22 protein-coding genes and 2 pseudogenes are annotated in these 24,652 nt (G+C 39.3%); 7 read left to right on the top strand and 17 right to left on the bottom strand.

Features of this window, described 5'->3' with window-relative positions:
* The first annotated feature begins 20 nt into the window (after positions 1-20).
* The 3 genes from ahpF to tsf all read left to right on the top strand — a co-directional run bounded on the left by ahpF (position 21) and on the right by tsf (position 3,805).
* Entirely contained in the window at positions 21-1,553 is a 1,533-nt protein-coding gene (gene ahpF, locus AKK44_RS01420; protein ID WP_054278192.1) for an alkyl hydroperoxide reductase subunit F, read from the top strand.
* 260 nt (positions 1,554-1,813) lie between these two features.
* The gene (gene rpsB, locus AKK44_RS01415) at positions 1,814-2,584 is read left to right on the top strand and encodes a 30S ribosomal protein S2 (RefSeq protein WP_037594094.1); all 771 of its coding nucleotides are present in this window, start codon (positions 1,814-1,816) and stop codon (positions 2,582-2,584) included.
* A 180-nt stretch (positions 2,585-2,764) separates the two neighbouring features.
* Positions 2,765-3,805, top strand: coding sequence for a translation elongation factor Ts (gene tsf, locus AKK44_RS01410; RefSeq protein WP_037594092.1), 1,041 nt, complete (start codon positions 2,765-2,767; stop codon positions 3,803-3,805).
* Between the two features lie 103 nt (positions 3,806-3,908).
* Here the strand turns inward: tsf and AKK44_RS01405 are convergent, their stop codons facing one another.
* The gene (locus AKK44_RS01405; protein ID WP_054278191.1) at positions 3,909-5,804 is read right to left on the bottom strand and encodes a M13 family metallopeptidase; all 1,896 of its coding nucleotides are present in this window, start codon (positions 5,802-5,804) and stop codon (positions 3,909-3,911) included.
* Between the two features lie 466 nt (positions 5,805-6,270).
* Here AKK44_RS01405 and yaaA point away from each other — a divergent pair, with 466 nt between their 5' ends.
* Positions 6,271-7,002: a peroxide stress protein YaaA gene (gene yaaA / locus AKK44_RS01400; protein WP_054278190.1), complete on the top strand. Its 732-nt coding sequence runs from the start codon at positions 6,271-6,273 to the stop codon at positions 7,000-7,002.
* A gap of 178 nt (positions 7,003-7,180) precedes the next feature.
* Here yaaA and nrdG read toward each other — a convergent pair whose 3' ends face one another.
* The 15 genes from nrdG to AKK44_RS01330 all read right to left on the bottom strand — a co-directional run bounded on the left by nrdG (position 7,181) and on the right by AKK44_RS01330 (position 21,827).
* On the bottom strand, positions 7,181-7,795 hold the full coding sequence (nrdG, locus tag AKK44_RS01395; protein WP_054278189.1) for an anaerobic ribonucleoside-triphosphate reductase activating protein: 615 nt from the start codon (positions 7,793-7,795) through the stop codon (positions 7,181-7,183).
* A gap of 14 nt (positions 7,796-7,809) precedes the next feature.
* A complete protein-coding gene (locus AKK44_RS01390) occupies positions 7,810-8,304 on the bottom strand; it encodes a GNAT family N-acetyltransferase (protein WP_054278188.1) in 495 nt (164 codons plus the stop codon).
* Positions 8,305-8,306: 2 nt separating this feature from the next.
* Positions 8,307-9,248: a Gfo/Idh/MocA family protein gene (locus AKK44_RS01385; protein ID WP_054278187.1), complete on the bottom strand. Its 942-nt coding sequence runs from the start codon at positions 9,246-9,248 to the stop codon at positions 8,307-8,309.
* A gap of 22 nt (positions 9,249-9,270) precedes the next feature.
* Positions 9,271-9,420, bottom strand: a complete 150-nt coding sequence (locus tag AKK44_RS09065; RefSeq protein ID WP_162832925.1) for a hypothetical protein — start codon at positions 9,418-9,420, stop codon at positions 9,271-9,273.
* Positions 9,421-9,551: 131 nt separating this feature from the next.
* Entirely contained in the window at positions 9,552-11,750 is a 2,199-nt protein-coding gene (nrdD, locus tag AKK44_RS01380) for an anaerobic ribonucleoside-triphosphate reductase (protein ID WP_054278186.1), read from the bottom strand.
* A 134-nt stretch (positions 11,751-11,884) separates the two neighbouring features.
* Positions 11,885-13,444 carry a glycosyltransferase family protein gene (locus AKK44_RS01375; RefSeq protein WP_054278185.1) on the bottom strand — a complete coding sequence of 520 codons (1,560 nt, stop codon included), beginning with the start codon at positions 13,442-13,444 and terminating at the stop codon, positions 11,885-11,887.
* Positions 13,445-13,534: 90 nt separating this feature from the next.
* Entirely contained in the window at positions 13,535-13,834 is a 300-nt protein-coding gene (locus AKK44_RS01370; RefSeq protein WP_054278184.1) for a DUF1292 domain-containing protein, read from the bottom strand.
* Between the two features lie 10 nt (positions 13,835-13,844).
* Positions 13,845-14,264: a Holliday junction resolvase RuvX gene (ruvX, locus tag AKK44_RS01365; protein WP_054278183.1), complete on the bottom strand. Its 420-nt coding sequence runs from the start codon at positions 14,262-14,264 to the stop codon at positions 13,845-13,847.
* Positions 14,261-14,530 (bottom strand): IreB family regulatory phosphoprotein, encoded by a 270-nt coding sequence (locus tag AKK44_RS01360; protein ID WP_037596174.1) that lies wholly within the window; start codon positions 14,528-14,530, stop codon positions 14,261-14,263. The genes ruvX and AKK44_RS01360 overlap by 4 nt, the downstream gene beginning before the upstream one ends.
* A 115-nt stretch (positions 14,531-14,645) precedes the next feature.
* A complete protein-coding gene (spx, locus tag AKK44_RS01355) occupies positions 14,646-15,044 on the bottom strand; it encodes a transcriptional regulator Spx (RefSeq protein WP_037596172.1) in 399 nt (132 codons plus the stop codon).
* 267 nt (positions 15,045-15,311) lie between these two features.
* Complete coding sequence (gene recA / locus AKK44_RS01350) at positions 15,312-16,445, bottom strand: recombinase RecA (protein ID WP_054278182.1); 1,134 nt, start codon at positions 16,443-16,445, stop codon at positions 15,312-15,314.
* A 112-nt stretch (positions 16,446-16,557) separates the two neighbouring features.
* Complete coding sequence (locus AKK44_RS01345) at positions 16,558-17,829, bottom strand: competence/damage-inducible protein A (RefSeq protein WP_054278181.1); 1,272 nt, start codon at positions 17,827-17,829, stop codon at positions 16,558-16,560.
* A 149-nt stretch (positions 17,830-17,978) separates the two neighbouring features.
* Complete coding sequence (gene ruvA / locus AKK44_RS01340; RefSeq protein ID WP_054278180.1) at positions 17,979-18,572, bottom strand: Holliday junction branch migration protein RuvA; 594 nt, start codon at positions 18,570-18,572, stop codon at positions 17,979-17,981.
* Between the two features lie 74 nt (positions 18,573-18,646).
* Entirely contained in the window at positions 18,647-20,587 is a 1,941-nt protein-coding gene (gene mutL / locus AKK44_RS01335; RefSeq protein ID WP_054278217.1) for a DNA mismatch repair endonuclease MutL, read from the bottom strand.
* A 94-nt stretch (positions 20,588-20,681) separates the two neighbouring features.
* On the bottom strand, positions 20,682-21,827 hold the full coding sequence (locus AKK44_RS01330; protein ID WP_054278179.1) for a tyrosine-type recombinase/integrase: 1,146 nt from the start codon (positions 21,825-21,827) through the stop codon (positions 20,682-20,684).
* A 457-nt stretch (positions 21,828-22,284) separates the two neighbouring features.
* On the opposite strand from AKK44_RS01330, the pseudogene AKK44_RS01325 reads away from it, so the two are divergent.
* Positions 22,285-22,425: pseudogene (locus AKK44_RS01325) on the top strand (DUF3102 domain-containing protein); the annotation flags it as partial.
* Between the two features lie 1,032 nt (positions 22,426-23,457).
* On the opposite strand, the pseudogene AKK44_RS09370 reads toward AKK44_RS01325, so the two are convergent.
* A pseudogene (locus tag AKK44_RS09370) lies at positions 23,458-23,670 on the bottom strand (helix-turn-helix domain-containing protein); the annotation flags it as partial.
* A 122-nt stretch (positions 23,671-23,792) separates the two neighbouring features.
* Here AKK44_RS09370 and AKK44_RS01315 point away from each other — a divergent pair.
* Both AKK44_RS01315 and AKK44_RS01310 read left to right on the top strand, forming a co-directional pair.
* Positions 23,793-23,999 (top strand): helix-turn-helix transcriptional regulator, encoded by a 207-nt coding sequence (locus AKK44_RS01315; protein WP_082385498.1) that lies wholly within the window; start codon positions 23,793-23,795, stop codon positions 23,997-23,999.
* A 46-nt stretch (positions 24,000-24,045) separates the two neighbouring features.
* Positions 24,046-24,651, top strand: coding sequence for a BRO-N domain-containing protein (locus AKK44_RS01310; RefSeq protein WP_054278177.1), 606 nt, complete (start codon positions 24,046-24,048; stop codon positions 24,649-24,651).
* Position 24,652 lies beyond the last annotated feature (1 nt).

Here is a 24,652-nt window from a genome sequence, read left to right as displayed (position 1 = left end):
TAGAAACAAGGAGAAAAGCTATGGCATTAAGTCCTGATATCAAAGAACAACTCGGCCAGTACCTTAGCCTTTTAGAATCAGATCTTGTTTTACAAGCGTACTTAGGTGATGACGATAACTCTCAAAAAGTCAACGAGTTCATCGAAGAAATTGCCTCAATGTCAGATCGCATCACTATTGAACACAAGGTTTTAGATCGTTTACCAAGCTTTAAAATCGCTAAAAAAGGACAAGATAGCGGCGTCGCTTTTGCCGGACTGCCTTTAGGACACGAATTTACATCGTTTATCCTAGCGCTCTTGCAAGTATCTGGTCGCGCACCAAAAGTTGACCAAGATGTCATTGATCGCATCAAAGCAATCGATCGCCCCTTGTCATTTGAGACATACGTTAGCCTCACTTGTCATAACTGTCCTGATGTCGTCCAAGCACTCAATATCATGGCAGTTCTCAACGACAACATCTCACACACCATGGTTGAAGGTGGCATGTTCCAAGAAGAAGTCAAGGACAAAGGCATTATGTCTGTGCCTACTGTCTTTCTTGATGGCAAAGAGTTTACCTCTGGACGTGCAACCATCGAACAACTCCTTGAGCAAATTGCAGGGCCACTTTCCGAAGAAGCCTTTGCAGATAAAGGAACCTATGATGTGCTTGTGATCGGCGGTGGACCTGCTGGTAATAGTGCAGCCATCTATGCCGCTCGCAAGGGTTTAAAAACTGGTCTTTTAGCAGAAACCTTTGGTGGGCAAGTCATGGAGACTGTAGGCATCGAAAACATGATTGGTACCCTCTACACAGAAGGACCAAAACTCATGGCTCAAGTCGAAGAGCATACTAAATCCTACGATGTCGATATCATCAAAGCACAATTAGCGACTCGTATTGAGAAAAAAGACAACATCGAAGTCACTCTGGCTAATGGTGCTGTCTTGACGGCCAAAACAGCCATTCTAGCACTAGGTGCTAAATGGCGTAACATCAATGTCCCTGGTGAGGATGCCTTCCGAAACAAAGGCGTAACCTATTGCCCTCACTGTGACGGACCGCTCTTTGAGGGCAAAGATGTTGCCGTTATTGGTGGTGGAAACTCTGGCCTAGAGGCAGCTCTTGACCTAGCTGGTCTAGCAAAACATGTCTACGTTCTTGAGTTCTTGCCAGAGCTCAAAGCTGATAAGGTCTTACAAGATCGTGCCTCTGAAACTAGCAACATGACCATTCTTAAAAATGTAGCAACCAAAGACATTGTCGGCGATAGCCACGTTACGGGTCTCAACTACACCGACCGAGACAGTGGCATGGAACAACACATTGACCTTGAAGGTGTCTTTGTACAGATTGGTCTTGTTCCAAACACTGCTTGGCTCAAAGACAGTGGCATTGCACTGACTGACCGTGGCGAAATTGTTGTCGATAAACACGGTTCTACAAATATCCCTGGTATTTTTGCTGCTGGAGATTGTACAGACTCTGCTTATAAGCAAATCATCATTTCAATGGGGTCTGGAGCAACTGCTGCAATTGGGGCTTTTGATTACCTGATTCGTCAGTAAAAAAGCACAAATCATTGTTATCAAAACAACACAAATTCTAAAAAGCCTTCGGCTCATCTCATAATACAGATGGCTGACGGCTTTTTTTAGTCTTATTTAGTGGATTTTTGCTTGCTATGACCTGCCTTTTTTGGTATACTGTTGTAGTTGCGCAAGCAACAAATACTCATCTTAAACCGATTGTGATTCTGTTGCCGCAAGGTGGAATTGCAAGTCAACGTTTGAGAGAGGAAAAAACATTATAAAAGGAGAAACTACTCATGGCAGTAATTTCAATGAAACAACTTCTTGAGGCTGGTGTTCACTTTGGTCACCAAACTCGTCGCTGGAACCCTAAGATGGCTAAATACATCTTTACAGAACGTAACGGCATCCACGTTATCGACTTGCAACAAACAGTAAAATTGGCTGACCAAGCTTACGAATTCGTTCGTGACGCAGCAGCAAACGACGCTGTTATCTTGTTCGTTGGTACTAAAAAACAAGCTGCTGAAGCTGTTGCTGACGAAGCAACTCGTGCAGGTCAATACTTCATCAACCACCGTTGGTTGGGTGGAACACTTACAAACTGGGGTACAATTCAAAAACGTATCGCTCGTTTGAAAGAAATCAAACGCATGGAAGAAGAAGGAACATTCGAACTTCTTCCTAAGAAAGAAGTTGCACTTCTTAACAAACAACGTACTCGTCTTGAAAAATTCTTGGGTGGTATCGAAGACATGCCTCGCATCCCAGATGTTATGTACGTTGTTGACCCACATAAAGAACAAATCGCTGTCAAAGAAGCTAAAAAACTTGGTATCCCAGTTGTAGCTATGGTTGATACAAATGCTGATCCAGATGATATCGATGTTATCATCCCAGCTAACGATGACGCTATCCGCGCTGTCAAATTAATCACTGCTAAATTAGCAGATGCTGTTATCGAAGGCCGCCAAGGTGAAGATGCAGAAGTTGCTTTTGAAACTGAAACTCAAGCTGACTCAATCGAAGAAATCGTTGAAGTCGTTGAAGGTTCAAACGAAGCATAATTTAGTTTTCAGGTATAGCTAATAAACTCATATCTTTTATCAGCTACCTATGAATCGTTTTAACGGGGCAAAGCATTCCGCTCTGTCTCGTTATTTTTATTATTACTCATTACGGTCAAGACCTTTTCAACTGCTAGCGCAGCAAAATCATGACCTATCTTAATTTTGGAGGACTCAAAAATGGCAGAAATTACAGCTAAACTTGTAAAAGAATTGCGTGAAAAATCTGGTGCCGGCGTTATGGACGCTAAAAAAGCACTTGTTGAAACAGATGGTGACATCGATAAAGCTATCGAATTACTTCGTGAAAAAGGTATGGCTAAGGCTGCTAAAAAAGCTGACCGTGTTGCCGCTGAAGGTCTAACTGGCGTTTTTGTTAACGGTAACTTTGGTGCTGTTGTTGAAGTTAACGCTGAAACTGACTTTGTTGCCAAAAATGCACAATTCGTTGAATTGGTTAACGAAACTGCTAAAGTCATTGCAGAAGGCAAACCTGCTAACAACGAAGAAGCTCTTGCACTTGTAATGCCTTCAGGTAAAACACTTGCTGAAGCTTATGTTAACGCTACTGCTACTATCGGTGAAAAAATTTCTTTCCGTCGCTTTGCATTGATTGAAAAAACAGATAGCCAACACTTCGGTGCTTACCAACATAACGGTGGCCGTATCGGTGTTATCACAGTTATCGAAGGTGGCGACGACACTCTTGCAAAACAAGTGTCTATGCACGTTGCAGCGATGAAACCAACTGTTCTATCATACACAGAACTTGACCCTCAATTCATCAAAGACGAATTAGCACAATTAAACCACGCTATCGAACTTGACAATGAGTCTCGTGCCTTGGTTGACAAACCAGCACTTCCATTCTTAGCTTACGGATCAAAAGCACAACTTTCAGATGAAGTTATTGCTGAAGCCGAAGAAGCTATCAAAGCTGAACTTGCTGCTGAAGGTAAACCAGAAAAAATCTGGGACAAAATTATCCCAGGTAAAATGGATCGCTTCATGCTTGACAACACTAAAGTTGACCAAGCTTACACTCTTCTTTCTCAAGTCTACATCATGGACGACAGCAAAACTGTTGAAGCTTACCTAGATTCAGTAAACGCAAAAGCAATTGCCTTTGCTCGTTTCGAAGTTGGTGAAGGAATTGAGAAAAAAGCTAATGATTTTGAATCAGAAGTTGCAGCAACTATGGCTGCTGCCCTTAACAACTAATCATCACATTCAAAAAAGCAGGTCAGCTAAGCTGACCCGCTTTTTACATAACAACAATAGCGACAAGGATTGAGTCCTTGTCGCTATCTTATTTTCTATTTTCTCACCAAATGATGACACGATCTTTCGGATCACGCCACATGGGATCTCCCGCCTTAATGTCAAAGGTTTGATGAAACTCTTCAAAATTGGTAAGAGTCACATTTGTGCGTAACTCTGCTGGAGCGTGCACATCAATGCTGGCCAACATTTGCATATACTCCTCACGAGCTTTCATGCGCCAAATGGTCGCAAAATTGATAAAGAAATCTTTCGCAGAAAAGTCTGCTTCGGCTTGTGCTGCTTCTAATGCGCAAGCAACACCTCCTAAATCAGCCACGTTTTCTGATACGGTTAATTTACCACTCACTGTAGCTCCATGTGATTTCAAGCCATCAAATTGTGCCACCACCTTGTCTGTACGCTCTTTGAATGCTGCGTAGTCAGCTTCGGTCCACCAGTTGTTTAAACTTCCATATTCATCAAATGAGGCCCCATTCGTGTCAAAGGCATGAGAAATCTCGTGCGCAATAACTGCTCCAATACCACCATAGTTCGCTGAAGAGCTTTGCTCTATGGAGTAAAAAGGCGCCTGCAAAATAGCTGCTGGAAAGACAATCTTATTTTGTTGTGGTGAATAATAGGCATTGACCATGTGAGCTGGCATATGCCATTTGCTGTTATCAACAGGCTTGTTCCATTCGCTCCAATGGTGCGCAATCGAAATTTCAGCTAGACGTTGTGCATTATCAATCAGGGATTTTTCTGAATCAATCACTTTTTGAGCATAAGTCTCTGGTAATGTTTCTGGATAGCCAATATGTGGAGTGATAACGTTGAGTTTGGTAATCGCTTTTTGGCGTGTCTCTGGAGCTAGCCATTTTGCGGTTTCCAATCGAGATTTATAGACTTCAATCATGCGAGCGACTTTACTTTCAACGTCAGCCTTAGCCTCTGGTGAAAACTTTTGTCCCGCATACCACAAACCAAGGGCTTGATTAAACGGCCCTTGAGCCAAGTAGAAAGCAGCTTTTTTCTTATCCATAGCTTGTGGCGTTCCAGAAAGGGCACGTCCATAAGTTCCAGACAAGACACGAATTTCTTCTGTCAAATAAGCATTATAAGAATTGACTGCACTTACAACCAATACCGCCTTTAGCAATTCCCAGTTCTTTTCAGAATAATACTCTGCCGCAAACTCTTTCCAAAAACGTTCTTCTGGAACGATGAGTTTATCTGGAAGTTCTCCTAGAATATCCTTGAAGATTGTGTCTAATGGTAGCTCTGGTGCTAATTTAGTGAACTCGTCCCAAGTATAGGGATGGTAAAGTTTAGCATACTCAGACGCTTCTTCTCGAGACAAGACGTAGCCTGCAACTTTTTTATCCAGTGTTATGACCTTGTCTAAAAGATCTGTGATAACATCTGCAGAAAAGCCAAAAATTGACAGGAGCTTTTCTTGCATCTCACGCCATATAGTAAGCAGTTCTTGACCCTTTTCATGTCCTGGAGCATAATAAGTGGTGTCTGGCAAAATAATGCTTGGTGCTTCAGCCCATAACACATTTAGCTGAGCATTCATAAAGTCTGGTGCTACGCTAAATGGCAATTCACTAGGCTTGCCTGACATGGCATAATCAACTACCTTGCTTGTAAACTCTTCAAATGAGCTTAATGACTGATACTCTTCAATCAAAGGAAGAACCGGAGTCACCCCAAGTTTTTCACGTTGCTGATCGTCAGCCACCAATTTATGGAATTTGATAAAGTTGTTCAAAATGGCGTCATCTGGAAGGTTCTTTCCAGCTAACCAAGCATCTGTCGTTTCCAACATTAATTTCTCTATCTCATCTGACAAATCAGAAAATCCACCTGTTCTGGGCTTATCTTCTGGAATCACAGCAGTCTCTGCCCATTTACCATTAACGGCTTGGTAAAAGTCTTCTTGATACGTTTTCATGAATAACTCCTTTTCGTATGTAGGCTATCATCTGTTCATAATACCTATTTTATCACCTAATACCTTACATTGTACCAAAAATCCAGTGAAAAGGCTCATCAGAATTTATCTCCTGAGCCAAAAATTGGCTAAAACTAACATAGCTTTTTTACAATAATCTTGAAGAGTTCATAAAAAGACACCTGCCAATCAATTGGCAGGTGTCTTTTTTCTTCTTGACTTTGAGTTTCCCCATCATCAACTGTGTTATTGTAAGTGAAAACTTACTTGACCTGAGCTTCTGTTTTCTCAAACAGACTTGAGTATATATTATCATATTCCGAGATAAGAGGCAAGCTTTTTTGGCTTAAATTTAGCATTTGTCATCAAATTGTAATATATCTCTGTTTTTACCTGTCTCATTAGGTTATAAAAGTCCCTGATTGCCTACTTGACAGAAGTCTCTGCTTTTTACTAAAATAGAACCATGTTAATCTTTTTAATCCCTACTGCTAAAGACATGAAACCAGCTGATACCAGCTACACGCACCAGCTTTCTCCTGAAAGTGAGCCCATCTTACAGGCTCTGACACAGCTTTCCACTGAGGAATTGGCTAAAGCCTATAAAATCAAGCCAGAGGCTGCTCAAAGAGAAGCCCAACGGCTAACTGCTATTGCTGAAGGAACTAGCCCTGCCTATCCTGCTTACCAGCTCTTTAATGGACTTATGTACCGCCACATCCTGACTCGTAACCTAACTCAGGCGCAAAGAGACTACTTCCTACAACGGGTTTACATTGCCTCATCCTTTTATGGCATCATCCCTGTAAATTATCCCATTGCCGAGCACCGACTTGATTTTCAGACCAAAGTTCGTATCGCCAACACTAGCTTGAAACAATATTGGCGCCCCAAATACGATCAGTTTGCCCAAGAACACACCACTATTGTCTCTCTTTTATCTAGTGAGTTTGAATCTGTTTTCTCAAAACATCTGAAAAGCTTGTGGATAAGTCCTGTTTTTATGGAGGAAAAAGAAGGACAACTCAAAACACATGCTACCATTTCTAAAAAAGCTAGAGGTGATTTTTTAACCGCCTGTATTACCCAGCAATGCCAGACCAAAGAAGACCTGAAAAAGCTTGTCTTTTCAGGCTTTTGCTACGATAACCATCGCTCAACTGATACCACTTATGTTTACATCAAAAAAGAGGCCTAAGCCTCTTTTTTATTTGATTTATCCACAATCTAAGGACTTATGCACAACCTGTGGATAAGTGTGGGGAAAATGTGGGGAAAACCTTTTATAGATCGTCCAAACTTTGTCATTTTGTCCTAGATACAGGGCTTTTGGGAGCTCCTTTTTTCAAGACACATGTTGATAACTTTTTGACAGGTTACAAGAAATCATCTCGTTGGACGGGTTCAAAAGTTTCTTGTCCATCATTCAATTTCTCCCAAATAACCACTTGGTTTGCCGCCAGTGATTTCTGGACGTCAATAATACGCTGATTACTAGAGCCTCGAAATTGGAGCATCATATTTTTTTTGCGAATGTCGAAACGCCCATCCACTAAAATATCAATAAGTGCCAACATCTCTAGTTTATCATCAGTCTCATCCATCAACTCTTCCCAAGTGTAGCCAGTCCAAGACCAAATATCCTTATTAGGAAGCTCTTTTCGGATACGCTTGATAAGAGGAATTAAAAATCCTGTATTCAAAAAAGGCTCTCCACCTAACAAAGTCAATCCTTGAACGTAAGGTTGGGCTAAATCTGCCATGATTTGCTCTTCAAGTTCCTTGGTATAAGGGACACCTGCCTTAAAAGACCACGTTGCCGCATTATAGCATCCTTTACAATGAAATAAACATCCCGACACATACAAAGAGTTTCGAACACCTTCTCCATCAACAAAGTTAAAAGCTTTGTAGTCAATAACACGTCCCTGACTTAGGTTTTCTGATTGCCATTCTTTTGGTTTTGGAGTATTCCAAGAGTTAGTCGTCATTAAATCTTGCCTCGTTAAGTCTCAATCCAATAGCGCTCACAGCCACCTCGGACATCTTCTAAGATGCCTCCATTCGCCAAAATGACAGATCTGCTAGCAAGGTTAGTCTGATCGCAAGTCACTAATGCTTTATGAATATTTTTCGTTTTGGCTAAAGCAAGTGCCTGCTTTAGCATTTCTTTAGCTAGCCCTTGCCCCCTCTTTGTCGGCCTAACGGAATAACCAATATGCCCACCTTTTTGCAACAAACTATCTGTCAGGCGCAAACGAAGGCTCAAAAAACCTAATGCTTGTTGGTCATCATCAAAAGCAACGCATTGAATAGCAGGAGTGAGCTCTTTTGCGAGTCCCATTTCTTGAACACGATTCGCATCCAACCACTCCATATAGGTCATCTGGCCTGCTTGAAAATTCCATAGACCATCTGTCTTGCTATCGTGTGCTAAAAATTCCTCAATCATTGCCATAACAGCGGCTTCATCTTGTGGTAAAGGTCGTCTTATTCTCATCATCACTCCTTTGGCTCAAACCAATCAAAGGTAAGCTCTCCATAAGGCTGTTGTGAAGAATTAATTTGCTCACAAATCCAATGGCTCAATAAACTTGACGTTGGATTGACAGGATTGACACCGTTCTTTACAGCCTCTAGAAAGGCATCAATAATGGTCTCGAAACCTCTTTTATATAAGGTGGTATCCCAAGAGCCAAAACTAACCTGTTCTTGTTGATTTCCTCTATAGAGGTATAGACTGTCCAAATTTTCCAACTCATAGGTTACTTCTGGCGTCTGAATCTCCATCACCTCGCGTCTACTACCTGACTGCAAGTTCATTGAAACAGATAGACTGGTCGATTCAGTCACTAGAAAAACCCTTACATGACTTAACAGACCGTCTTCTTGATGGTAGTCAAAGTGACCCCTTATCAACGGTTCTTTGCTTAAAAATAATGCCGTGTCCAAAGGATGAATGAAGAAATCAAATAACTTTGCTGTTAGTGGTCCAGGACGATTGATATCATTTTTCTCAACTCTGATAGTGCGTGCGTTTGACACTGTTGACAACTCCTTGACACGTGGAGCAAATCGCCTATTAAAGCCAGTCATTAAAAACGTCTGGTGCTTTTGCGCCAATTGATAAAGTTCAAAGGTCGAAGCAAAGCTTTCTGTTACTGGTTTATCCATGTAAACTGGTATGCCTTTTTTAAGAAAAAGACTAGCGATTTCAGCGTGTACCGAGGTGGCTGCGTGAATAAACACACCATCTAAATCGACTTCTGCCAAATCATTGACACTGTTGTAAACTTCGGCTTGACCAAAGCTCTCGCTTACTTCTTGTCTAATAGAAGCATTTCGTGTTGAGAGATGCCAACAAATCCCTTGAAGTTGTCGCATATAAGGAAGATAAACTTTTTGCGCAATATGCCCTATGCCTATGATACCAATATTTAACATGACTACCTCCTGTTATAAAAACTTATGATTTGGATTGTTTTTTTGCCTTTTCTAAAAACTGTGCTCTAAGCTCTTGTACTCGTGTTTGCTTTGTTGGTTTTTTTGTCGAATGCTTTTCGTGAAATTTCTCCACTTGTTGCATGCCTTTATAGTCTAATTGAAATTTTCCCATTGTCTTACCTTTCTGATTCTATGAATCATTATCTTATTTAATGTATCTGTTAGTTACAAGAACTAAAAGATTGCTTGCATCAAGCAACCTTTTAAGCATATCATATTTTACTCAAAAACATCCATTTTAGCTTAGGTGCCAGGATATGTTATGGTTGAACCATTCATGTGTTTGACACGCGCTGCAATCTCTTTATGACGGCCATTCACCATTGGACGGGCCTGGGGATTCCCCAGATAACCGCATGTTCGCTTAACCACGTCTACTGTTTTGGGATCATTATTGCCGCAATTAGGGCAGGTAAATCCTCGCTCTGTTGGCGTAAAGTCTCCTTCAAACTGACATTTATAGCACTTGTCAATCGGAGTATTGGTTCCCAAATAACCCACACGATCATAAGCATAGTCCCAAACGGCTTCAAGAGCTTTTGGATTTTGCTGCAAAACTGGGTACTCACAATAATGAATAAATCCTCCTGAAGCACCTGCTGCAGGATAGTCTTTTTCAAAATCAAGCTTTTCAAAAGGTGTCGGGTTTTTGCGAACATCATAATGGAAAGAATTTGTGTAATATTCTTTATCTGTAATATCAGGCACAATGCCAAATTTTTCAGCATCTAATCTGCAGAACCGATCTGTTAAACTCTCTGATGGTGTTGAGTAAACAGAGAAATGGTAATCATATTCGTCAGACCAAGCCTCACACGCTTTTTTCATTGCCTTCACAATAGCTAATGTAAAAGCCTTGGCTTCTTGATTGTCTTCCCAGTGACCGCCGTAAAAAACAGAAGCCACTTCGTAAAGACCAATATAGCCTAGTGAAACGGTCGCACGACGATTTTTAAATAAGTCATCAACATTTCCTGTTTTGTCCAAGCGTTTCCCAAAAGCGCCATACTGATAAAGGATAGGAGCATTTGCTGGTGTGGCTTCTTTGACACGTTCAACACGGTAAACCAGTGCATCTTTACCAATGGTCAATCGTTCATCAAATAAGTTCCAAAACTTCTCCATATCGCCTTCAGATTCCATAGCAATACGTGGTAAGTTGAGTGTTACCACACCAAGATTCATCCGACCCGAGGTCACATCTTGACCTAGTTCATCTTTCCATCCTTGTAAGAAAGAGCGACAGCCCATCGGAGATTTAAAAGAACCTGTCAACTCAATGATTTTATCATATGACAACATATCTGGGTACATGCGTTTGGTTGCACACTCTAGAGCTAAGGTTTTGATGTCGTAGTTTGGCGAGTCTGGCTCTAAATTGAGTCCTCGCTTGACCGTGAAAATTAATTTGGGAAAGATAGCCGTGCGGTGTTCACTCCCCAATCCTGCAATTCTGATGGTCAAAATAGCTTTTTGAATCTCGCGTTCAAACCAAGATGTCCCTAAGCCAAATCCTAAAGACGTAAATGGCGTCTGCCCGTTAGAGGTAAACAAGGTATTGATTTCATACTCTAACGATTGCATGGCATCATAGATATCTTTCTTGGTTTTTTCAAAAGCGTAGTTATCCCGCAGTTCGGCGACTACCCATTTATCAGCGTCAGCCTTATGCTTTTTAAAATTAAGCTCCGCATACGGTGCCAAAAGCTCATCAATCCGATCTGCTGTACAGCCCCCATACTGACTAGAGGCAACATTCGCAATAATTTGTGAAATCTGAGCAGTCGCTGTCTGAATCGATTTAGGACTTTCAACTTCTGCATTACCAATTTTAAAGCCATTAGCCAACATCCCTTTAAAATCAATCAAACAACAATTCGTCATTGGGGTATACGGACTATAATCCAGGTCATGGTAATGAATATCTCCTTTTTGATGCGCATTGGCAACATGAGAAGGTAACATCTTTAGACCAATGGACTTTCCAACTATTCCTGCAGTCAAATCACGCTGAGTATTAAACACATCGCTATCTTTATTGGCATTTTCATTAACAACCGTTTGGTCTTTATTAATCAATTTATCAATAGAAAAATTGATGTCTGTGGCCTGTGACCGTGCAAAATCGCGCTGTGTCCTATATCGAATATATTCCTGAGCAATAGCGTATTCGCTGGCCTCAAGCAGCTCATGCTCAACAATGTTTTGAATCTCATAAATTTTGATATTCTTGGAAAATCGTGCGGTGATTTCTCGAATCACACGTTCAGAGATTGCTTCTAATTTTGTTTCAAGAAGAGGGGACATGTTTGTCACTGCCATACTTGCTTTCAACAGTGCTTGGTAGATTTTGGTAGCATCAAAGGTGACCAAACGTCCATCTCGTTTTATAACTTTTATGTCAGTAGGAATGGTTATTTTTTCGTTTTCTAGTCTTATCATGTCAAACTCCTTATCTGAATATTATACCATTATAAGCCAAAAAAACAACATATTGTGCCAATTTTAAATTTTTGACAAAATTTGACACAATATGTTGTTTTTATTAATGATATTAAAAAATAATCCAACCATTCTTATTTCTGTTTGTATATGGTAAATCCCTTTGTTCTAATGGCATGGTAAGGCTTATATTTAGTTCTTAAAATTGTTTTTATGCTTTTAGGCAAGGTTTGCTTCTTGTTAACAATAATATAGACAGCCTTGTTTTCTAACAACTCATCTTCTAATAATTTTTGATGTTCAATGGTGTCTACATTTAAGGTTGGTGTCGGAAATTGTGATGCTGACTTAGCTCGTGACTCAAGATAGATTTTAGCACTATCATCCCAAACATAGATGGCTTGATCTTTGGTTAACTTTTTCTTAAAATAGGCACCGATATGAAAACGCTCCTGATTAATATTGATCACTTGCGTACGGTCATAAACAAACCACCCCACAGCTAGAAGCATCAGTAGTAATGGCATGTAAAAATGCTTAGAAAAATAGAGGAAAAAGACACGGCGTGGACCATTTTTTCCGCGACGACGACGATGACTAATCTTTGCCAAGCCAGCCTCATAGTGACGTGCTAATGGAATAGCCAAGAGCACTAAAGTAAACGGCAGTAATGGCAACAAATGATACAGCTGAAAATCTGGCATCAAAATAGCTGTTGCAAGATAAACAAAACTAACTGCAAACAAGAACCATTTTATCACGGCATCCTCATCTGATCGTGACTGGTAAGCGAGGTCAAAGAGACCTGTTAACAAACCAAATCCAATCGCTAACAATAAGGGCAAGATCATTTGAGTGAGCCCTGAAAACTGACCAATCATTAAGTGTTTAAATGGATAGGCTACCGCTTGGGTCAAATAGGGATTTAATATTTGCGCAGATAAGATGAAGTATCCCGCTGTATAAAACACCAAGTTCATCCCAAAAATAGTTCCTAATAACTGGTAAAAACCTCTAGCAATATGCTTTTTCACGATATTATATATGCTAATGGTCACACAAGCCAATACCCAAAAAACAAGAGCTTTTGGCTCAAGCAACATAGAAAAGGCTCCAAGAAACCCAAAAAGGACAAAAGCCTCGTCTTGTACTACCCCTGCAAAATACTTGGTTAAAAACCAAGTTGAAATCAGTACAAATGGCGTTGCAAACTGCATCGCGTACAAACCACCCATACCAAGTATTGCTGATAAGATGTAGTATAAGGTTGCCATGGCTAAGGCAACGGTTTGCTCCTTTGTAAAATAATTGACGAGTTTGTAAAGGTAAACCCCTGATAGATAGTAGCAAAATATATGAACCAATACCAACCAAAGTGTTGTTCCTAAATGGTAACTAAGAGCAATCAGACCAAAGTACAGCAAACCTTGGGTGGTAAAGATATTGCTATAAGGGAACTCTCCCTTAGTCAACATCATGCCAATATATAAATTTTGTGACTGAAATGCATTCGCAGCATCTATTAAAAAAGGCACAGCAGCTGTTAACGAACTGATTACAATACTGATAAAAAGGAGATAACACTTATGCAAAACTGGTATCTTTGTCTCATGCTTGGTCGTGTGTGATACAGGACCATCATTTAACACATAGGTTACCTCTCCTAAAACAACGTCTTCATTTAATGGACTCACTCGTTTTCTCCTTGAAATGTCATACAACCAGTATAACAAAATCTAGGGTTTAGTCAATTTATGCAAAAAAATAGCCCCTAAGGCTATCTCTTATTCTTCGTCTAAAAAGCTATTAAAGACTTCTTCAATCATATTCCACTCAGCATCTGAGTCCTCAGGGATTGGTTGCAAGTCTCCTTCAGTACCATCTTCATTTTCTGTAAATGAATAGGCTTGAATTTCTACTTCGCCTGCATCGCTTTCTTCTGAGCCAGCAGGTACTAATAAAACATAGTTTTTACCAAACTCTTCGCGTCCATCGATGGTTAATAAAATTTCGAATAATGTTTCGTTCCCTTGTTCGTCCACTAGGGTAATTACTTCATGTTCGTGATCATGATTATGTGTCATTTTTTTCTCCTTAATAATTACGGTTTAAATAATTCTGCAAAATGAGCTGTGCAGCCAACTTATCAATAACTTTTTTACGTTTGCCACGACTAATATCGGCTTGTTCAATCAACATCCGCTCAGCCTCAACAGTTGATAGACGTTCATCTTGATAGTAAACAGGCAGATTAAAAAGCGCTTCTAGCTTCTCACCATAGGCCTTACTTGCTTCTACCCTCGGTCCACTAGTGTTGTTCATGTTTTTAGGCAAACCAACGACAAAGGTCGTCACCTGATAGTGGTTTACAAGTTCAGCTAATCTGTCAAAACCAAATTGTTCTTTTTCTTCATCAATTTTGATAATTTCAAGTCCTTGGGCAGTAAAACCAAGTGGATCACTAATGGCTACACCAACCGTTTTGGAGCCAACATCCAGTCCCATTATTCTCATTTAACGTCTATCCCATTTCCTTGTAAATAATAGCGAACGAGCTCTTCGACGATTTCATCGCGTTCATACTTACGGATTTGATTTCGAGCATCATTGTAACGAGGAACATAAGCAGGGTCCCCACTCAAGACATAACCTACGATTTGATTGATTGGATTATAGCCTTTTTCATCCAAAGAATGGTACACCGCTGTCAGTGTTTCACTGATTTGCTTTTTGTCACCATCATCTAAATTAAAGCGGACTGTTTCATCTGTAAATCCCATACTTACACCTTCTTTCTAACATTAAGTGCTATGCTTTATTATAGCTTATTTTTTTCTAATAAACAAGAATTCAGGTCACTACAAAAGAAAAAAAGCTCAAAAAGAGCTTCTGTTTTTACAAGGCTGCGCGCAAGCGGGCCTCGGTATTTTCGATGTTACGGATAGAACGAGGCAAGAAGGCACGAATATCGTCTTCTTTATAACCAACTTGTAAACGTTTATCATCAATCAATATAGGACTTTTAAGAATACGAGGATTTTCTTGAATCAAATCAATCACTTCGTTGACACTAAGGTCTTCAATATCACAGTTTAGAGCTTTGGCGTAACGGTTCTTAGAAGAAACAATACTCTCCACACCATTTTCTGTTTTTGATAAGATTGCTAAAATTTCTTCTTTTGAAAGAGGTTCTTTTCCTAAATTCTGTTCTTTATAAGGGAGCTTGTGTGCATTAAGCCATGTTTTGGCTTTTTTACAGCTCGTACAACTTGAAATCGTATAAATTTTAATCATGTTGTTCTCACTTTCTATCTCGTGATAGCTCTATTGTAACACAGTTAACCTCTAATAAATATAGGTCCAAAGACCTATATTTATGTTTTTCCCTATTATTTTTGGCTAAAAGTTGCTTTTGTTAGTCTTTTCTGATGACTTCTCTAGTATTTTTGTTCTATCACCAGGCTTTTTATTCAAATACCTAACATTTTTAGAGGGTACTTTCTGTTACAAGTGATGCCTTTGTGACGATTTCATAAAAAGCAGTCCTAATGACTGCTTTTTTTAATCTTCAATTTCAATAGTAGCATCAAGTCCCAAAGCAAGTTCTTCTGGCTCTTCAATGACTGTTTCTGTCTTTGCCACTGTGGTATCTTCAATCAGACCAACTTTGACACGAACCTTGTGGTCAATCTCTTCAAACATTTCTGGGTGATCTGACAAATATTTCTTAGCATTTTCAGATCCTTGTCCGATTTTTTCACCATTGTATGAGAACCACGCGCCGGCTTTTTGGATAATATCAAGGTCTGATGCTATCTTAACAAGTTCCCCTGTACGAGAGATACCCTCACCATACATAATCTCCACTTCGGCTACTTTGAATGGTGGAGCCACTTTGTTTTTAACAACCTTAATTTTAGTCTCTTTACCAATGCTGCTATCTTTTTGATCGCCTGTGCCCTTGATTTGGGTATTCCCACGAACATCTAGTCGAACAGAAGCGTAGAATTTCAAAGCACGACCACCTGGAGTTGTCTCAGGATTTCCAAACATGACCCCTACTTTTTCACGCAACTGGTTGATAAAGATTGCAATCGTTTTGGTCTTGTTAATCGAAGCTGATAGTTTGCGCATGGCTTGACTCATCATACGTGCCTGTAGCCCAACGTGACTGTCTCCGATGTCTCCATCAATCTCCGCACGAGGTACCAAAGCTGCTACTGAGTCAATAACTACCATGTCAACCGCACCGGAATCAATTAGTTTCCCAGCAATTTCTAGACCTTGCTCACCTGAATCTGGTTGCGATAACAATAATTCATCAATATCAACACCAAGAGAGGCCGCATAGGCAGGGTCTAAAGCGTGCTCTGCATCGATAAAAGCTGCTACGCCACCTTCTTTTTGTGCCTGAGCAACCGCATGTAAGGCAACGGTTGTTTTACCTGACGATTCTGGTCCGTAGATTTCGACAATACGTCCTTTAGGATAACCGCCTGCTCCCAAAGCAATATCTAGCGCTAAACTGCCAGAGCTCATGACTTGAACTTTTTGCTCAGCACGCTCACCGAGGCGCATAACTGCACCTTTCCCAAAGTCTTTTTCAATGATTTTTAGGGCATCATCCAAAGCTTTACGGCGTTCATCACCAAATTTTTTTGTAATTTCTTCTGTTTTTCTAATCTTTTTTGCCAATATTTTCTCCTCTATGTTAGGGCTAACAGGGCATCGCGACTCATCACACTGATTCAACTCTGTGCTAGGGATTTTGATGACTCTGTCTGTTTCCTAATTTGCAGTATTGCCATTATAGCAAATTTTCAGGGTTTAATAAAGTTTTTCGGACCAAGTTAAAGGCATGTAAGCATGCAATATGGCGAACTTCCGCGCGACCACGGCTACCAATATTGACCCTATAAGACATTACTTTTTGTGTCGTGGCAAGACCAATGAAAACTGTACCTGCGGGATAACCTTCTAATGTGTCTGGCCCAGCAACACCTGTTAGACTAACCGCAATATCAGCATTGGTCAGTTGACGTGCTTGACTAGCCATTTGCTCGGCTGTAAAGGCACTAACGACGCCATGCGTTTGCAAATCTTGCATAGAAATACCAAGCATTTTTGCTTTTTCTTCTATGCTATACGTGATAAAACCACCGCTAAAGACTTGGGACACTCCTGCAACATCCGCTAAATTCGCTTGAAAAAGCCCAGCAGTCAAACTTTCTGCTGCAGTTATTCTCTTTCCTGCTTGCTTTAATAAAGTTACCGTCTCACGCGCTAGTGAGTTATCCTCACCATACCCGTAGAGCAAGTCACCCAATAGCTGACCATCTTGATTTTTCCTAGCTAGCAACTTAGCTTCTAACTGATCTAACTTTTCTTTGGCAAGGTTGCTATTCGACGCTTTTGTTGATAACCGAAGGGTGACCTCACCAGTTTTAGCATAGGGAGCAATTGTCGGATCTGTCTGCCCTTCAATGATGTCTGCTAAAACAGTTGTTAGTTGACTTTCACCAATGCCAAACAAGCGTAAAACCCTCGAATATAACTGTGTTTGACTTTTTGATAGCAAAGGTATCAACTCACCATTAACCATTGGTTTAAGTTCATTTGGTGGTCCTGGTAAAACAACATAGGTCACATCATCAACAGTTATCATGCTACCAACTGCAAGCCCTGTTTTATTTTGCAGAGGGGTTGAACCATCGATTACCTGAGCCTGACGTTCGTTATTAGGTGTTCGAGACGTTTGCTGTCGACTAGCAAAGAAACCGTCCAAACGTTGCATAGCCTGCGGGTCAAAAACCAAGTCTTTTCCTAAGTATTTAGATAAGGTTTGTTTAGTCAAGTCATCCTGTGTTGGGCCGAGTCCCCCACATAAAATAACCAAATCACTTCGCTGGCTAGCGATGTCAATCACTGACATTAAACGCTCCTCGTTATCACCAACAGCTGTTTGAAAGTAAACATCAATCCCTAGCTCTGCCATTTTCTCAGATAAAAATTGAGCATTGGTGTTCACAATCTGACCCGTCAAAATCTCTGTACCTACCGCAATTAGTTCAGCTTTCATTTTGCCACCTACTTATCTATTCGTAATCCTGATTATATTTTAACAAAAAAATCCCCAATTCACGAAGAATTAGAGAATTTTGGCAATACTTGTGTTTGCCCCATCCTATTGACAGGTCAATAAAGCCAAAGGCGTTTCATGTGGAACACCTATCCTTTCATAAGCATCTTGAGGGCAGATTTGATGTACTGCTCAGCGGTCTCATTAGTCCCTTCAAAGAAAGCTCGAATTTTTTTCAACTCAGCTGCCTTATAGCCCAAAGCTAGTAAAGCTTCGATGGCTTCATCAAGAGAGGTATTAGAGCCACCTTTGGCTTTGGTTTCCTTGCCTGCACTTTTAGGGGCTTCGACAAATTTTCCTGCTAAATCAAGCACCATTTGCTGGGCCGTTTTTTTCCCAATCTTTGGAAATTTCATCAGGTATTTAATATCACTAGTGTCAATAGCGTTGACAAGACCTTGATTGTCATCAACAGCCACAATGGCCAACGCTGTCATTGGACCTATCCCAGATACTGAAATGAGCTTCAAAAAGATTTCTTTTTCGTCTTCTGTGTGAAAACCAAACAATAGTTGAGCATCTTCTCGGATGACTTGGTGTAGGTAAATAATAACATCTTGGTTGACACTATCTGTAAAGCTATAGGGATTCGCAACATTGATCACGTACCCTATCCCATATGTTTCAACCACAATATGCTTTGCGGTAATCTTAGCCAATCGGCCTTTGATGTAATCGTACATGCTTCCTCTTTTCATTATCTCTAGAAACGCTGAACGTCAACAAACGTTTCATCCACTGATATCTAGTAACTCTCTTAATATTTGCCCAAATCTCTCAAACTGGTATGATTTTCTTGGATGCGACGAAACATTTTTTCCATGTCAGCCTTGCTAAAATTAATCAAAACTGGTCTACCATGAGGGCAATTATAAGGGTTTTTACATTGGGCTAATTGCATCAGCAAGTGCCTAGCTGAATAATCATCTAGCCGATGGTTCGCTTTAATCGACCGTTTACAACTCATCATAATCGCTAATTCTGCCCGATAGGTTTTAACAGAAACATCATTTGTTAAAAGCAACATATCACACATCTCATATACCCCAGACTCAATTTCACTTTCTGCCATCCAAACTGGGTGCTCTCTGAGAATAAACGTATTTTCCCCATACGGTTCTAGATAAATGCCAACATCATTTAACAACTGCATCTTTTCTTGGAGGTTCAAAAAATCTGACCCTGAAAATTCAAACAAGTAAGGCATTAACAACTGCTGTAAACTATTGTCAACTTCTCCAATTTTATCTCGATAATATTCATACTTGACTCGCTCTTGAGCCGCGTGCTGATCGATGATAAAGAGCCCATCTTTACCTTGAGCAAAGAGATACGTTCCGTGCATTTGCCCAAAATAATCCAACTCTGGAAAAACAGACTGCTCTTCTTGATCCAATCGCTCAAGCATTTGCGATAGTTTTTGCTTGTTGGTCACGTCAATATCAGGATGCTCTTGATGGTTAACTTCTCCTTCAGGACGAACAGCATGCTTGACCCTTGCTTCTTGCGCAGTAGAGACCTGCTGATTGTCTAGCGACTGAAAATCTAACTGGCTGCTCTCTGAGACTTCTGTTGTTGTAACGGTCTGATCATTTGGAGAAAACGGGTCATAGGTTTGATAGGATTGTAGCGTCAAACTTGTCTGCTCAGGCTTGAATGAACTTCTCGTGCTAGATTTTGCCAGATTTTCTAAAGCATCTGGAATCAAGGACTGCTCTTGCAGACTATCTGAGATAGCTGAGCTGATTAAGCTCATGAGCTCCTTCTCTTTAGAGATTCTAACTTCTTGCTTGGTCGGATGGACGTTAACATCTGCCAAATAAGGGTCAATTTGGATATCAAGGACAACAATTGGAAATCGACCAACCATCAATTTAGAACCATAACCATCAAGGATAGCCCTATTCAATAAGAAGTTTTTGATATATCGGCCATTTATCAAAATGGTGATGTAATTCCGGTTTGCCCTCGTTAACTCAGGCAAGCTAACAAAACCTCCCACCTCAAAATCCAAGTCCGCATTTGAAATGCTAATCATTTTTTTTGCAGTTGTCAAACCATAAATCCCAGCAATGGCACGTTTGAGGTCTCCTGTCCCAGATGTTTGGGTTAAAGGTTTACCATCACTAATCAACGTGAAAGCAATTTCTGGATGAGCTAGGCTGAGACGATTAGTCACATCTACAATATGCGCTAATTCAGACTGCAAACTTTTCATATACTTGAGGCGGGCTGGCGTGTTATAAAACAAGCTTTCTACCTTTATTTTGGTCCCTGTCGGAGTTGACGCAGGCTCTAAGCGATCGATTTTCCCACCAGAAGCAGTTAGTACTGAGCCATGAGGTGCTCCCTCTACTGCTGTTTTGATGGTAATTTTACTGATAGAGGCTATCGACGGCAAGGCTTCCCCACGAAAGCCTAGCGTGCGAATCCTAAAAAGATCACTTTGGGTTTTAATTTTACTAGTCGCATGACGTCGCAAACTTAAGGGAAGGTCTTCTTGAGACATTCCTTGACCATTATCAGTAATTTGAATCATCTTTAATCCAGATTCTTCAATCTCTATTGTAATCTGACTACTTTTAGCATCAATGGCGTTTTCAACCAATTCTTTAACGACACTTGCTGGCCTCTCAACGACCTCACCAGCTGCAATCTGATTGGCTAAAACTTCAGGCAATTCAATAATGTTTGTCATAATTTTGTTTTTAACACTTTCTAAACGTTGATATAACAAGCTTTCTTTATGTTTACACCTATCAAAATATTAATTTGTGGACTTTTTTGTGGACTCACAAGCTATTCATTGCTTTTTCGTAGTATGAGACAGCCTCTTTTTCTTTCTCCTTAGAAAGATGACCATAAGTATCTAAAGTCATACTAATGTTAGCATGCCCTAAACGATACTGAAGTTCCTTATAACTAATACCAGCATTAAGCAATAGACTAGCATGAGTGTGTCTAAAAGCGTGAAAGGTAAAGCGTTCAATCCCCACTTCCCTACATCTAGTATCTAAAGCGCTTTGTCTAGTAGATGCGTTAAAATAGGTTTTCGTCGGTGTCGCAAATACCACTTCTGGCTCACGCGCATCAACATCATTGAATAATTGTCGCTGTCTCATTTGGTAGAGTCTTAAGTTCCTAACAGTCTTTTGATCAACACTAATCATTCTATTTCCCGACTGTGTTTTGGTTGTACTCAAAAACTTCAAATTTTTATTGTAAGTTTTATTAATAGTTATTGTACCATTTTCTAGGTCAATATCTCCCCATTCTAACGCACAGGCTTCACCTATTCTTATACCAGTCGATAATAAGAGCTGATAAAGAACACTATCAAAATAAAGGTTATAACGTCTGTGTTGAATCTTTTCTAAGTGCTCTAAAAAAACTTTTAAATCAGATGGGTCAATAAATTTAACCTTATGTTTCCCATTCGGCTTCTTCCTTGGTAAAATAATATCTCTTGCAGGGTTATAATCTACTAGACCTAGCAATACACCCTGTTGGAGAACTTTTCGAATTATTGAGCGTACAGCAGTATAATTAACGTAATATTTAGATAATCTATTAATCAGCATTTGAACATCACTAGCAGTTATTTTATCAACTTTCATATCACCAAGAGTTGGTATAACGTGGTGATTAAGTCTAGTAACAGTAGCATCATAAGTTTGAGGTTTTACTGTTAGTTTGTAAGTTTCAAGCCATAAATGACTGAGTTCTTTAAATGTTTTAATCTCAACTCTTTGTTTAATCGTTGACCCGTTAGACAGGAAATTAAACTGCGCGTGCTTTGCCTTTTGATTAACTTCTTTTTTCGTTCTCCCTGTTATACTTGTTTTTACCCTCTTACCTGTTATCTGGTCAATACCCAGATAGATGCTAGCACGGTAAACGATCATGCCATTTTTCTTTTTGTATTCTGTTATTTTCATGATGATAAACCTTTCCATCAGCAGGCAAGCTATTATCAAAAGGGTTTTAGATTAGTTCATATCATGGTATAATAATGGTATCGGGTAGTCACTCGAAATATTACAAAAGAAAATTGTGATATAATAGTAGTTTTTTTGAGACCTTGCGAGCGTGGAAAACTTGCGAGGTCTTTTTTTGGTTATTTCAGGGAAGTTCTGCATGTCTTAAAACTAGGTCAAGGTTAGGTCAAGGTATCGTGAATTAATTTGAATGCTTTAGTATATCCTTTATCACTCTTATCATTCATTAGCATTATCTGAATGAATAAAAATAATTTTATGCAAATTATTACAATGTTTTATGCAACTACTAATCACGCGCAGAATGCTGAACTCCGAGAATAGTAGACTACTATTCCCAAACACGAACACATGATCGCATTTAGGAATGTTGGAAAATGTTGGCACGTACCAACATTTAGGGACAAAAGCCCTCTACTTCATCGCCACTCTACCAGATGACCAAAAGCAAGAACAGCTTGAACGGATTGAAAATGGTGATAATCCAACTGTCAGAGAGTTGCAAGAAATCAAACGAGAAAACAACCGCTTAAAATCAGTTGACAAATGTTGACATTTTTAGCTTATAGTATTCAGAAAGTCGGACTTTTCGGACACCTTAAAAGGTTACGAAAGATAATGTCTAGTGGAATATTTTCGTATTGGATAGCATCTTTGCCTGAATATGTATAGACAAATATAGACATATTCCAAATTAGTGGAAAATCGTGGAATTTTTAAACCATAAAAAACTAACTTTTCAGAGTGCCCAATATGAAAATAGTGAATTTTTAACCAAGATAAAAACACTTAAACTGTTGATATGATTGGCTTCTAGTTAATGCTATGGTTTTGGATATATAGCGAGGGGTTAGTCTTCATTAGGTTCATGGAATTGAGTTATGTCTATATACCTTGGTTCAACAGTTCCTAGCAACACTTTTTTTAATGTTCCAGTAGTTATCAATTCGGAAAGAGTTTCAGGAGATTCTATCAATTCTTTAATGTTGTTATGTACCCATACATCGATATTTTGTTTAATTTTTTTAGTTCTAAATAGTTTTGGGGCGATAGATTGAATCTTATTAATTGCATCTAATATTTGTTTTTTTGTTTCCTCTTTTGATTCATAGATGCTATGAAGTTTGTAGTCTAGTTCCTTAGCTATTTTAGTGACTTCGGTTTCTGCCTGTTCATGGACAGCTTTCAACTTAAAATAGAGTTGTTCATTCATGCCATCGCGAAGTATTTTCTTAGTTTTATAATGCTTTTGGTACATCATCAAACTGTAATTGTAACGAATTTCTGTTTCGCTAGTGGTTACTGTTCTGTAAAACATATCTTCGATTTCTGAGAAACTAAATGCTTCGTAGCTCGTCCTTAATGCTGATTCATTCGTCCCATCTAATCCATTGATAATATCTACAACAATATCCGAAATTTTTTCTATGAGTTCATCATTATATTCTGGGGTAAGCAAATGCGGGAAGTCTTTCACTTCTTTTTGTACAAGTTCTGAGACACGTTTTTTCTTAATTTCATCAGCAAATTCATAGAAATCAAAACTCAACAATACAGACTCAATGAGATTATTAACGTTTCCGTATAAAAGTTCATTTACAGTCATTTGACCAAGTTCAGATATTTTTTTTAGGTTTTCTTTATTAGGTAAATTTCTACCTTTCTCCCAGTTATTAACGGTTCCTTTGGAAGTTTCAAAGCGTTCTCCGAACTTTTCCATGGATTCACCTAATGATAGGCGAATTTGCTTAATTCTTTCCCCGACTTGAATATTATTATTCATAATGGAAACACCTCCTAATAACTACATAATAAACTTTTTTTAAAAAAAAGTAAATAAAAGTATTGATTTACTTTTAAAAAGGTGTTATAGTCTTGGTATGCAAAAGTAAAGGAGGTGATTGAGTGTCTAGAAAAGACAAGATTCGAGGTTATCGGAATATGTTGGGTTTGACACAGGAGCAACTTGGCAAAAAGCTAGGAATGACAAAACAAAGTTATCATAATAAAGAAGTTGGCAAAAACTCTTTCAGTGATGATGAAAAGTTGAAATTTAAACAGCTACTTCTGCCGTTGTTCCCTGATATTACACTAGAAGATATATTTTTTTAACAAAAGTATTCAAAAGTAAAGTTACCAAGGAGCGAACTATCAAGCTATGAACAAAACAGAAAACTGGAACGGATACACTATCAGATTTGTAGAGCACCAAGGTGAATGGTGGGCGGTTGCCAAGGATATTACAAATGCTTTGGGATTAAAACAACCGTCAAGAGCTATATCAACTCTAAAGGGGGTTACTAAAAGTAAGACCCTTACAAAAGGTGGGGAGCAAGAGCTTTCTATTATTAATGAAAAAGATATTTACAAATTAGTATTCAAAAGTCGAAAACCTGAGGCGGAAGCTTTCCAAGAGTGGGTATTTGACGCTATCAAACAGTTACGTCAAAGCATAGGTCTAGAGGGCTTCCAAGTCTTTAGGATGCTGGATAAAGAACATCAGAAACAGGCAATGAATAAACTGGTTAATGGCTTAGAACAGGTTAAACAGACTGACCTTATCAAAGCCAACACGATAGCTAATAAAGCAGTATCTAATAAGTATGGTTTACCAAAAATGATTAGCAAGTCTCAAATGACTGAACAAATGTTAAAAGATAGAGAGCAGTTACTAGATGATACCGTTGAACTTATGGTAATCAAGGATAAATTCGACCTTAGTATCAGTGTTTCAAACGCTATTTACAGTAAAGCAACACATTAAG

This window comes from Streptococcus phocae, from assembly GCF_001302265.1.
In the GTDB taxonomy this organism is placed as follows: domain Bacteria; phylum Bacillota; class Bacilli; order Lactobacillales; family Streptococcaceae; genus Streptococcus; species Streptococcus phocae.
This window is presented reverse-complemented; position numbering and strand designations above follow the sequence as displayed.